At 67.8% G+C, this 11,952-nt stretch carries 8 protein-coding genes and 1 pseudogene; 2 read left to right on the top strand and 7 right to left on the bottom strand.

Going from position 1 to position 11,952, the window contains the following annotated elements; genetic code table 11:
* Nucleotides 1-22 precede the first annotated feature (22 nt).
* Together J2X01_RS05665 and J2X01_RS05670 are read right to left on the bottom strand one after the other, a co-directional pair.
* Complete coding sequence (locus tag J2X01_RS05665) at nucleotides 23-697, bottom strand: response regulator (RefSeq protein WP_310051576.1); 675 nt, start codon at nucleotides 695-697, stop codon at nucleotides 23-25.
* The gene (locus J2X01_RS05670) at nucleotides 694-3,396 is read right to left on the bottom strand and encodes a DUF4118 domain-containing protein (protein ID WP_310051578.1); all 2,703 of its coding nucleotides are present in this window, start codon (nucleotides 3,394-3,396) and stop codon (nucleotides 694-696) included. The genes J2X01_RS05665 and J2X01_RS05670 overlap by 4 nt, the downstream gene beginning before the upstream one ends.
* Before the next feature lie 167 nt (nucleotides 3,397-3,563).
* Here J2X01_RS05670 and J2X01_RS05675 point away from each other — a divergent pair, with 167 nt between their 5' ends.
* On the top strand, nucleotides 3,564-5,540 hold the full coding sequence (locus J2X01_RS05675) for an APC family permease (RefSeq protein WP_310051581.1): 1,977 nt from the start codon (nucleotides 3,564-3,566) through the stop codon (nucleotides 5,538-5,540).
* A 109-nt stretch (nucleotides 5,541-5,649) separates the two neighbouring features.
* Here the strand turns inward: J2X01_RS05675 and J2X01_RS05680 are convergent, their stop codons facing one another.
* Nucleotides 5,650-5,853 carry a cold-shock protein gene (locus tag J2X01_RS05680; RefSeq protein WP_013599688.1) on the bottom strand — a complete coding sequence of 68 codons (204 nt, stop codon included), beginning with the start codon at nucleotides 5,851-5,853 and terminating at the stop codon, nucleotides 5,650-5,652.
* A gap of 158 nt (nucleotides 5,854-6,011) precedes the next feature.
* Between J2X01_RS05680 and J2X01_RS05685 the strand changes: the two are divergent.
* Nucleotides 6,012-6,548 (top strand): annotated as a pseudogene (locus tag J2X01_RS05685) (glycosyltransferase family 2 protein); the annotation flags it as partial.
* A gap of 172 nt (nucleotides 6,549-6,720) precedes the next feature.
* On the opposite strand, the gene J2X01_RS05690 reads toward J2X01_RS05685, so the two are convergent.
* From J2X01_RS05690 to J2X01_RS05705, 4 genes are all read right to left on the bottom strand, one after another.
* Complete coding sequence (locus J2X01_RS05690; RefSeq protein WP_310051584.1) at nucleotides 6,721-7,659, bottom strand: alpha/beta fold hydrolase; 939 nt, start codon at nucleotides 7,657-7,659, stop codon at nucleotides 6,721-6,723.
* Between the two features lie 74 nt (nucleotides 7,660-7,733).
* The gene (locus J2X01_RS05695; protein WP_310051586.1) at nucleotides 7,734-8,786 is read right to left on the bottom strand and encodes an alpha/beta hydrolase; all 1,053 of its coding nucleotides are present in this window, start codon (nucleotides 8,784-8,786) and stop codon (nucleotides 7,734-7,736) included.
* Nucleotides 8,787-8,877: 91 nt separating this feature from the next.
* Nucleotides 8,878-11,580, bottom strand: a complete 2,703-nt coding sequence (locus tag J2X01_RS05700; RefSeq protein WP_310051588.1) for a PEP/pyruvate-binding domain-containing protein — start codon at nucleotides 11,578-11,580, stop codon at nucleotides 8,878-8,880.
* A gap of 9 nt (nucleotides 11,581-11,589) precedes the next feature.
* Entirely contained in the window at nucleotides 11,590-11,907 is a 318-nt protein-coding gene (locus J2X01_RS05705; RefSeq protein ID WP_310051592.1) for an NIPSNAP family protein, read from the bottom strand.
* Nucleotides 11,908-11,952 lie beyond the last annotated feature (45 nt).

Consider the following 11,952-nt stretch of genomic DNA (forward strand, 5'->3'; position numbering starts at 1 on the left):
CAGCGGTGCCACCGGTGCAGCCTCAGGGCAGGAACCGGTAACCGGTCCCCGCCTCGGTGATGAGGTGCCGCGGAGTGGCCGCCTCGGGTTCCAGCTTGCGGCGCAGCTGTGCCATATACACGCGCAGGTAGTTGGTCTCCTTCGCGTAGGCCGGCCCCCACACCTCGGAGAGGAGCTGCTGCTGGGTGACGAGTTTCTCCGGACTCCGGACCAGCACCTCCAGCATCTTCCACTCGGTGGGTGTGAGCCGGATGTCCTGGCCGTCGCGGAGAACGCGGCGTTTACCCAGATCCACGGTGAACGCGTCGGTAGTGATGACCGTCGGCTGCTCCGTCTCGGCGCTTCGGCGCAGCAGGGCACGCAGGCGGGCCAGGAGCTCCTCCAGTCCGAAAGGCTTGGTGATGTAATCGTCGGCGCCGGCGTCGAGCGCCTCCACCTTGTCCTCGGAACCATGACGGGCGGACAGGACCAGAACCGGCACTGCGCTCCAGCCGCGGAGCTTCCGGATCACGGCCGATCCGTCCATGTCAGGAAGTCCCAGGTCCAGGATCACGAGGGCTGGCGGCTGCTGCCGGGCAGCGAGCAGCGCCGAACGCCCATCCACGGCCGTCACCACGTCGTAGCCGTGGGCCTGCAATGTGATCCGCAGGGCACGGAGCAGGTAAGCGTCGTCGTCGACTACCAGTACGGCGGTCATGCCGGGTCAGTCCCGGATGCAAGAATCGGCGGTGCATGGAGGCGGCCGATGACCGCTGATTGCGGCTGCAGCGGTGCCTGATCCGGCTCTTCGTGGAACGGGATGCCAGCAGACAGCGGAAGGCTGATCACCATGGTCAGGCCGCCGCCCGGCGTCGCTTCGGCGGTCAGCCTGCCGCCCATCGCCTCGGTGAATCCCTTCGCCACGGCCAGGCCGAGCCCCACCCCGGTTGCCTGTGTCGCGTCGTCGAGGCGCTGGAAGGGACGGAACATGTCCACGACCCGGTCCGCCGGGATGCCGCTTCCGTGGTCGATGATGCGCAGTTCACCGGCGGGACGGCCACTCACGGTTGCCATGCCCAACACGCCTGCAGAACCGGCCAGGACAATATCGGATTCGGGGGCGTACTTGACGGCGTTCTCCACGATGTTGGCAATGACACGCTCGAGCATGCCCTCGTCCGCCTCGACCTCGGGCATGTTGGCGGGGAGCTCGACGCGCACGCGGCCCGAAGCGATCCCGTGCAGTCCGCCGGGAATGACCTCGTACCACCGCACCGGCCGCAACAGCGGGTTGATCGAATCGGACGTGAGCCGGGACATGTCCAGCAGGTTTCCCACCAGCACTTCCAATCGGTCCGAACAGTCCTCGATGGTTGCCAGCAGCTCCTGCTCTTCCTCCGGGGTGTAGCGGACACCCGTCTGCCGAAGGCCTCCCACCGCGAGCTTGATGCCGGCCAGTGGAGTGCGGAGATCGTGCGAGACAGCGCGCAGGATCGACGTCCGCATCGTGTTGCTCTCCGCGAGCTTCAGGACTTCGGAGCGGCTGGCCAGCAGCTGCTGGCGTTCCAACTGGGCCACCAGATGGACCCCAAAGGCGCCGAGCAGGCGTCGGTCGCTGGCCGGCAGCACCCGGCCGGACAGAACCAAGCACGTGGTGGCATCGATCCGTTCCACGTTGTCACCGCGGATGCCGGCTGTGCCGTGGCTGTCCCCGGCTCCGGAACTGAAAGCCGGAACTTCGCCGGCGCTGGCGATCAGCCGCCAGCCCTCACCCGGGCGGGCAGCCGCTCCGGCGCCGTCCCGGAAGGCGCCGTCGTCGTCCGGGCGGCTCAGAAGGGCCGCGCCCCGGACCTGGAAGACGGCCAGGGCTTGTTCCAGCAAGCCCACAATCGTGTCCTCCGAACCGGCCGCCCCGCGCGAGAGGTCCGCGAGCGTGGCGGCCTCCGCCCGCGCGTGGGCCGCTTCCTTGGAACGCCGCGCGGAGAGGTCCACCACGGTGGCGACTGCGGCGGACACCCCGACAAACACCAGAAGCGCGAGTACGTTTTGGGAATCGCTGATGGTCAGGTTGCCTACCGGCGGGGTGGAGAAGTAGTTCACCAGCAGGCTGCTCCAGAGCGCCGCGAGGACCGCAGGCCACAGGCCACCGACCAGCGCCACGGCGACGGAGCCGGTGAGCTGGACCAGGACAGTAGCCGCCAGGTTCTTATCCGGGTTCACCGCCAGCAGGAGCTGCAGCAGGGCGGGAAGGAGGACGGCCAGCACAAAACCCGTCGCCACGCGGGCACGGCCCAGATCCCGCCGCCGGGGCACGCCCGGGCTTCCGCCCTCAGGCGGCTGCGAAACGATGTGGACGTCGATCGCACCGGCGCCGCGGACCACCCTGGCGCCGGTGCGTCCGCCACGCAGGCCCGCCAGTAGTCCGGCAACGCCGCCACTGCGTGAGATTCCGACGACGATCTGGGTGGCGTTGACGCTGCGCGCGAAGTCCAGCAGTGCGGCGGCCGGATCGTCCCCGGCCACGATGTGATAGCTGCCGCCAAGGTCCTGGACCAGTCGGCGTTGTGACTGAAGTTCCTGCGGCGATTCTGCGGCCGCAGTTTCCGCTGCGCGTACGTGCACCGCCAGCAGGTCCCCGCCGTTGACCCGGTGGAGGATGCGCGCAGCCCGGCGGATCAGGATTTCACCCTCGCGACCGCCGGGCAGCCCGACGACGATCCGCTCGCGGGCCGGCCAGCTGGCCTCGATTCCGTTTCCCGTCCGATACCTGGCGAGTCCTTCATCCACCCGGTCCGCCAGCCACAGCAAGGCCAGCTCACGCAGGGCCGCAAGGTTGCCCGGACGATAGAAGTTGGCGAGCGCAGCATCGACCCTGTCAGCAGCGACGATCTTGCCGTCCGCGAGGCGCTGCCGCAGGAGTTCGGGGGAGATGTCCACCAGCTGGATTTGCCCGGCCCGCCGGGCGATCGCATCAGGCACGCTCTCCGCCGGCCGGACGTCGGTGATGGCGCGGACGACGTCGCTGAGGGAGGCGAGATGCTGGACGTCCAGGGTGGACAAGACGTTGATGCCGGCGTCCAGCAGTTCATCAACATCCTGCCACCGGTGGGCGTTCCGGCTGTCCGGGGGATTGGTGTGGGCGTAATCATCGACGATTGCCGTGGCGGGCCCGCGGCGGATGACGGCGTCCAGGTCAAGCTCTTCAAGGTGGAGCCCCTGATACGGGATCCGCTTTGCCGGGATCAGCTCGAGCCCTGCCAGCAGGGCGCGGGTGTCGCGGCGCCCCCGGTCCCGGGCGAACGCGACGACGAGGTCCTCGCCGCCCCCGTGTAGCCGGTGGCCCTCCCGGAGCATCGCGTAGGTCTTGCCGACGCCAGGTGCTGACCCCAGGAAGATGCGCAGCGTTCCACGTGCCATGGAGCCATTCTTGCATTTCAAGCTGCACCGGGAAGGGCTGCCCTGCGTCAAGGATTCGTCAAGATCCCCGTCTCAGCAGGGGCGTTGCGGGCGGCCGCTGCTAGTTTCGCAACTGAGAGCTGTGCGGGGCAACGCCGTTGAGACCGCTCCGTGAGAGAGGGAAGAACATGACCACGCTGAGCCGGCCACCGGCAGATCCGTCGGCGCCGCGGTCGCGGACCACATCCAGGCTGAAAAACTGGCTGCTGTTCGGGCTGCAGGACAGCAAGGGCACCCACCAGGGCCCGGGCGGAGTGCCCACGATCCACGAGAAGAAGCACTCCTGGTGGCAGGTGATGTGCCTGACCGGCGTCGACTACTTCTCCACGCTGGGTTACCAGCCGGCGATCGCAGCGCTCGCTGCGGGGGTAATTTCGCCGCTCGCGACCCTCGTGCTCGTGGCCATCACCTTGCTGGGCGCCCTGCCCGTCTACCGGCGGGTGGCGGGCGAGAGCCACCGGGGCGAGGGCTCCATCGCGATGCTTGAGCGGCTCATGCCGCGCTGGGGCGGAAAGCTGTTCGTCCTGGTCCTGCTGGGTTTTGCCGCAACGGACTTTATGATTACCATGACGCTGTCGGCGGCGGACGCCACGGCGCACCTGATCCAGAACCCGATAGCCCCCAGTTGGCTGCAGGGACAGAATGTGCTGATCACGCTGTTTCTGCTGGCGATGCTTGGCGCGGTCTTCCTGCGCGGGTTCAAGGAGGCCATCGGCGTCGCCGTCGTCCTGGTCGCCGTGTACCTGGGCCTGAACCTGGTGGTTTTGTCCGTTTCGGTCTTTGAGGTGTTCACGCACCCCGTGGCCGTGGACAACTGGTGGCAGGCGATCTCGACGTCGTACGGGAACCCGCTGCTCGCGGTCGGCTTTGCCTTGCTCGTCTTCCCCAAACTCGCACTGGGTCTTTCCGGGTTCGAGACGGGGGTGGCCGTCATGCCGCAGATCCGGGGGCACGCGAGCGACACCGTGGAGAACCCCGCCGGCCGTATCCAGGGGACCCGCAAGCTGCTGACGACGGCGGCTGTCATCATGAGCGGCTTCCTGATCGTCAGCAGCTTCACGACTGTCGTGCTGATTCCCGGGCAGGAATTCCAGCCCGGGGGCGACGCCAACGGGCGTGCGCTGGCGTTCCTGGCCCACGAATACCTGGGCGTGGGGTTCGGGACCGTCTACGACATCAGCACCATAGCGATTCTCTGGTTCGCCGGGGCCTCCGCCATGGCCGGACTGCTGAACCTCGTGCCCCGCTACCTTCCCCGCTACGGGATGGCCCCCGGGTGGGCCCGCGCCGTCCGGCCGCTGGTGCTCGTGTTCACCCTGGTCGGGTTCCTGATCACCTGGCTCTTCGACGCCGACGTCGATGCGCAGGGCGGTGCCTACGCGACCGGTGTTCTGGTGCTGATGACGTCGGCGGCGGTGGCCGTGACGCTCTCAGCCCGCCGTCAGCGGCAACGCGTACGCACCGTCGGGTTCGGCGCCATCGCCGTCGTGTTCGTCTACACCACCGTAGCCAACATCATCGAACGCCCGGAAGGCATCAGGATCGCTTCAGTCTTCATCCTGGGGATCGTTGTGATCTCGCTGCTGTCCCGGGTCCGGCGCTCGTTTGAGTTGCACGCCACCCAAGTCCATCTGGACCGCGAGGCCCTGGAATTCATGTCCGATGAGCTGGACGGGCCGCTGCGGATCATCGCCCACGAGCCGCTGCGCATCAGCGCGGAGGCCTACCGGCAGAAACTGGAGTCCGCTACAGAGGTCAGCCACTTGCCGCTGGACTACCGGGCCCTTTTCCTCGAAGTGGTTGTAGACGATTCCTCCGACTTCGAGACGGAGCTTTCGGTCCGCGGCATTACCCGGCACGGCTACCGGATCCTGGAAGTCCACGGGCCCGTGGTCCCGAACACGATCGCCTCCGTCCTGCTTCACATCCGCGACGTGACGGGCCTGATGCCGCACATCTACTTCCGCTGGACCGAAGGCAACCCGGTCACCAATCTGCTGCGATTCCTGGCATTCGGCGAAGGGGAAATCGCACCGGTGACCCGTGAAGTGCTGCGGGAGGCGGAACCTGACGTGACCAGGCGGCCGTGGGTCCACGTGGGCTGAACGCGGGTCGCCAACGACAAACGCCCCTCCCGAGGAATCCTCGAGGGGGGCGTTTGTGGTCTTGGGGAAAGCATGGCGGCCGGCTGGCCGGTGCTGCTATCCGGAGTACTTAGAGCGGGCGGATGTTCTCGGCCTGCGGGCCCTTCGGGCCCTGGGTGACGTCGAACTCGACCTTCTGGTTCTCGTCCAGCGAGCGGTAGCCGCTGCTGGCGATTGCCGAGTAGTGGGCGAAAACGTCGGCTGACCCGTCATCCGGGGCAATGAAGCCAAAACCCTTTTCGGCGTTGAACCATTTAACTGTGCCTGTAGCCATGCCATATCCTTCTGAAATGCTGCTGATCTCCGGCGGCCCGGAGGCCAACGGCTGCGGAGACATTCGTCCGCTGTTGCCCAACCTACGGGGCCGGGGGCCGCGGTGCAAGAGGCCGACGGGGGCATTTCTTTGTGTCGCGGGGTTATAGTCGGGGCAAGATGACAACAATCTCGGTGGTTATCCCTACCCGGAACGACGCTGACATGCTCGCCGTCTGCCTCGCCGCCCTCGCCCGACAGACCCGTCCGGCCGACGAAATCGTGGTCGTGGACAACGGCAGCACGGATAACACCGCGGAGATCTGCGCTTCCGCCGGCGCCCGGAGGATCGCGGTGGAACTCCCGGGAATCGCCGCCTCGACGGCGCATGGTTTCGATCAAGCCAGCTTCGAGCTGATTGCCAGGCTGGACACCGACTCCGTCCCGCCCGCCGACTGGCTTGAACGGGTTGCAGGCATCCTGGACAAGGCCGGCCCGTTATCCGCTGTGTCCGGCCCGGGCGAATTCTATGGCGGCAACCGCTTCGCCCGCTGGGTGGGCCAGAAGCTCTACATCCCCGGGTATTTCTGGGCCATCGGCTGGCTGCTGGGGCATCCTCCGCTATTCGGCTCGAATTTTGCCCTGCGGTCGGATGTTTGGGATTGCATTCGGGGCTCCGTCCATCGGGGCCTCCCGCCGGTGCACGATGATCTGGACATTTCCTACCAGATCCCGCCCGAAGTGAGGGTGATAGCCGACCCCTCACTGCGGGTGCAGGCAGGAGGGCCCGTTCCGGCGGCGCCGCCGCCGCCGTCGGCAATGGGAAAGCGACCATCGGGGCTAGGGTGTGTTTTCGAGGTCGACCGGCTGGTCCGCGCGGAGACGCGCCTTAGGCGGATCCGTAGAGCGCGATTAGGTCCCGGCTCATCTGGTGCGGCGAGGTCTCACTCGGGCTGTGCCCGCCCCGGTAGACCGCGATGCGCGCGCCGATGGACTGCGCGAAGCGGCGGTGCAGCGCCAGCGGCCAGAGGTCGTGTTCACCGACGGCGACGAACTTCGGCAGGGACGCGGCGGCCAGCGCCGATCTCAGATCAGGCGCCTGCTGCATCAGCCCCAAAATGTCGACCACGGATTTGCGGCGCGTGAAGCGGAACCGGTATTTCACAAACCGTATCCGGTTTTGGGGGACGTGCACGACGTTGGCGCGGATGCCCCAGATCATCAGGGCGGCTCCCACCCGCGGGTTGGCCCAGCCGCTGAACCAGCCTACGCGCTGGACGCCCCGAAAGGCCTGGCCGGGCTCCGGCGGGCAGCTGAGCAGCGTGAGGCTCCGGAACTTTTCCGGACGCCGGGAAAAAGCCAGCTGGGCGACGATCGCGGCAAAGGAATATCCGACGACGTGCGCGGCCCCTTCTTCGGCGTCGAGCATGGCGACCAGGTCATCGGTGAACAAATCGTAGTCGTAGTGGGCGCGGGGCGGCGTGAGGTTTTCCGGGCCTGCGGCGGCGGATTCGTACTGGCCGGCAATGTCGCAGCTCAGGACGAAATACCCGGCAGCGGCGAGCTCGGGGAGCATCAGGACAAAGTCCTCCTTGGAACCGGTGGCCCCGGGGATCAGGAGCACCCGCGGGTTGCCCGGGATACCCATGGAGAGCGTGGCGAGGGTTCCGCTGGGGGCGTCGAAGGTGCCACGCACGGCGCCGTCGGGCAGGGCAGCCCAGTCCACGTCGCCCAGGCTGGCATCGTGGCGGGCAGCTTCATCAACCAGAGCCGATCCAAACCCGTCAGGTTCCGGATTGTTCCGTGCGTTGCTGCCGGCAGACACCATGGACTAAACATAACCCCGGGCGGCTGCGGCCGGGGCGGATCCGGCACGAGTGGCGGCGCTGAGCCCGCTGGTGATCAGGCGACTTTGCGCACGAAAGCGTGAAGCCGGCGGTAGACCTCCTGCGATTCCGGATAGCGGAAGTCCTGTTGCCAGGTGTGTTCGGTGTTGGCGCTGGCCCAGTCGTAGATGAGGCTGTCCACGGGGACGGAATGCTCGCGCAGCCGGGCGATGAAGTTCAGGTTGGCGGCGTAGAAGAAGTCCCGTTCCGAGGTGGTCACGAAGACTGGCGGGAAGCGGGAATCCAGCCATTCGATCGGGGACAGGAAACCCGCCCCGTGGCGGAGCGCAGCCAGCCGGGCGGCGCCGGTGCCGCCGAACCGGCCGCCGGGGCGCAATCCTCCGCCGATCCCGCGGTTCCTGCCGCCCGACCGGAGGCCGGGCAGGAGCATGCGGATGAAATTCAGGCTCAGCACGAAGCCCTTTTCGAAGAAGACGGAGAAGTCCACCACACTGCAATGCTGGACCAGGCCCTTGAAATCGGACGCCGGGACAGCTGGTGTCAGTCCGTGGTGCCGCGCCAGTTCCGGCCGGAAACTGGCCGCGGTCAGGAGGGCTGCGATCTGCCCTCCGGCGGAGTCGCCGCCCAGCACGATCCGCGATCCGTCGCCCCCAAAGCCGGCGATGTTCTGCCGGACCCAGGACAGGGCGGCATTGGCGTCAGCGAGCACGTGCACCATCTGGAACCGCGGCGCCTTCCGGTAGTTCACGTTGACCACTACCATGCCGCCCGCGGCCTGGCTCGCGCAGTATTTGGTCAGCGAGGCCTTGTCGCCGGAAGTCCAGCCGCCGCCATGGAAGTACACATAGACCGGCAATGCCCCCGTGTTGGCGGCTGCAGTTCCGGCGGCTGGGGTGCCGGCTGCCGGGGAGGGGGTGATGACGTCCAGGGTGTGCGCCCGGATTCCGTCGCCGACAAAGTCGATGTCGTGGAAATACTCGACGCCGGTAATCGGGTCGACATTGAAGCGGGAGTTCTCGCTGGCCTTCACTGAGTGCATCAGCACCCGCCAAGTCCACACCGGGACCCGGCGCAGGACGTTCCTAGCCTTGCGGGCCGGCGTTGTCATGTCCCTATTCTATCTGGCACAACTGTGCTACTGCCGTGAGGGCCGCCTGCCCTGGCGCTGGCCATCCGGCAGATTGCGGCGCGGTCCCGGATTACGGCTCCGTGCGGATGGTGCCGGATGCGCCGTCGACCGTGACAGTCTGGCCGGTACGCAGCCGCGTGGTGGCGTCCGGGACACCCACCACAGCAGGGATACCGTACTCGCGTGCCACCACGGCCCCGTGGGATATCACCCCGCCCATTTCCATGACGAGCGCGCCGGCCGTCAGGAACAAAGGGGTCCAGCCGGGGTCCGTTGAGGGGGCCACCAGGATTTCGCCGGGTTCAAGGTGGGCGCCCACCGGGTTCAGAATTACCCGGACCCGTCCGGTGGCGGTTCCTGCCGAAGCCGGTGTTCCGGCCAGGCCGCCGGACGCCGGTGCCTTCGCCATCACTGCGGCCTCGACGTCCGTGCCGTCGGACAGCAACAACCGGGGGATACGCCGGCGTCGGAGTTCAATGTCGTACAGCCGACGGCGGTCCGCGACGATGCCGTGCAGGTCCGCCCCGCGCAGGCCGACCCGGAGCTCGTCAAAGTCGAGGAAGAACACATCCTCGGCCGCGGCGATGACGCCGGTGGAGGCCAGGTCCGCACCGATCCGCAGCAGCTGCCGGTGCATTTCGCCGAGCACCAGGACGATGTAGAACTTGGGCAGTTCGCGCAGTCCGGCCAGCTGCCGTACGCGGCGCAGGCTCAGCTCCAGCGCCCGGGCCCGCCAGGGGTTCCGGACCCGCGTGCGGTCCACCAGGCTGCGGATCCTGTCCTCGGCAAGTTCGGCTGCCCGGGCAAACTGCCTGTCGGGGGCCTGCTCCGGATCCTCGACTCGGAGGTAGTTGGAGATCATGCCCAGGATGTGGTCAGGCTGCTCGGACCAGCGGGGCATGCCGAGGTCTATTTCCGCCACGGCACGGTGGCCGTAGCGGGCGAGGAAGCCGCGCACGCCGGCCTGGGCCTGGGGCGGCAGCTGGCCGGCGAGGTAGCCGGCGGACAACTCCTCGGGACGTTTTGTCAGGAACTCCTCGCGCGACACCGGGTCGTCGCCGATGGAGACGGCCAGATGCCAGAGTTCCAGGTCCATTTCGGTCGTGATGTTGTGGGGGAGTCCGCGGAGGACAGCCTCGAGTTCCCGGGGTGGCGCGATGCCGCGCAGCAGCCTGCGGGCCACGGCCAGCATGATGTAACCAACGGACGGGCCAGGCAGCGTGGCCTGGATGAGCCCGTTAACAGTCCGGGACAGGATCTGCTCGGTGTACTCGAGCCGCTGGGCGGGGCTGGCGGGTTCGGCCAGGTGGAGCCAGGATTCGAGCTGTTTCCCGTACGACTTGGCCCGGCGGAGCTCAGCGGCAGGACGAAAAGCGGGCCGGACCATGGCGGGAAGCAGCTGCAGGAAGAGGCCGAGGCTGGCCGAATTTTCGGTGCCGCCCGCCCGCCGTGCCGGACGCGGGAGGCCGCGCTTGGCCCGGCCTTGGCGGAGGGATTGCAGGAACCGGTGCTTGATGACGCCGAACCTCGGGTCTTCGAGCAGTGCCGGCAGCACGGCGCCGGATCTGCCGTCCGCGAGGGGAAGCATCCGCAACAGGTAGGCGCGGCCGGACTTGCTGCGGAGAACCGCCGTCAGATCCACATACATCCGCAGCCCGGGGTTGACGTACCGCCAGTGTCCCTTGTTGTTGCGCATCAGCTCGAGGACGGCCAGACCCATCGGTGTGATCGGCCGGGTCAGCCCCTGGAACAGGGTGCCGCACAGATACACCCGGGTGGCGGGCGCCGCGCCGGCGGCGTCGTCGGGGGCGGCCTCGGGCAGCGGATACAGCGTGGTGATCGGGCGTGACTGGGTGAGCCACACCTTGCCGCCGGCGTCGACAGCCCATTCGATGTCCTGCGGCGCCCCGAAGAGGCGTTGGACGGCGTCTCCCAGCGCCGCCAGTTCCTGCAGCCGTTGGTCGCTCACTCCCGGACTCCGTCGGGGCTCCGTCCCGCCCGGCGTCCGCCGCTGGATCCGGCCTGACGCGGTCTCCAGGACGAACTGGTCAGGATTGACCGCTCCCGAGACCACGGCCTGCCCGGATCCCGGGCTGGCATTGACGACCGTCTCTGTCCGCGTCCCGGTGACGGGGTTCGCGGTGAACAGCACGCCAGCCGTGGCGGCGTCGATCATGGCCTGGACAACGACGGCGAGTCCGACGTCGTTGTTGCCGAACCCGTTCGCGGACCGGTACGCCACCGCCCGGTCGCTCCACAGGGACGCCCAGCAGCGCCGGACCGCCTCGACCACGGCGTCGGCGCCGACGACATCAAGGTAGGAGTCCTGCTGCCCGGCGAAGCTGGCGAAAGGCAGGTCCTCCGCCGTGGCCGAGGAACGGACCGCCACCGGCAGCGTTCCCCCCATTTCCGCGTAGGCGGCGCGGACAGCGGCATCCACCGCGTGCGGGATCGGCGCTTCCGCGATCAGGGCGCGGGCGCGCCCGGCAACCGTGCCCGCTGTCACTGTGCCTGAAGCTTCCCCCGCGCCGGATCCCAGGGCGTCGAGCTCGGCCGCGAGGGCGTCGAGCCCCGGCGGCGCCGCCAGTTCGTAGGCGACAGTGGTCAGACAGAACCCGTGCGGGACCGAAAATCCGGCCGCGAGGAGTTTTCCGAGATTCAGGGCTTTGCCCCCAATCAGCCGCAGGGGAGCATCGCCGATTCCACCGAGGTCCAGCACGAGGGGTTTGTCTGCGGAAGCGTTGGCCGATGCGGAAGGAAGTGCAGAGTCCACGGCTGGCCCCTACGGAAGGTCCGCTGGGCTGCCGTTGTCCTCCCACATTACGTCCAGGTTGCGGAACACCGGCGGACCATCGCAGAGGGCCGCCATCCGTGCCGCGAAGTCGGAGGTTTCCGGCCGCGCGGAGTTCTCCATGGCCGAATCGTAGGAATCGAATTCGACCACGGTGAGATACGTTCCGGGGCGGTCGCGGTCCGCCGTCGCTAGGATCCGGCGGAAAGTGGGCGCGGTGCTTCCTTCGGTCCTGGACGGCCGGCCCAGCGCTTCAATTTCCTCAATGCGGGAGGTCTGGAATTCAATGATCTGCACGAACCTTGCCATGACGGCTCCTCGACGGCGGCGGATGCTGATGCGCTTCACGCTAGA

This window comes from Arthrobacter ginsengisoli (genome assembly GCF_031456935.1).
GTDB lineage: Bacteria > Actinomycetota > Actinomycetes > Actinomycetales > Micrococcaceae > Arthrobacter > Arthrobacter ginsengisoli.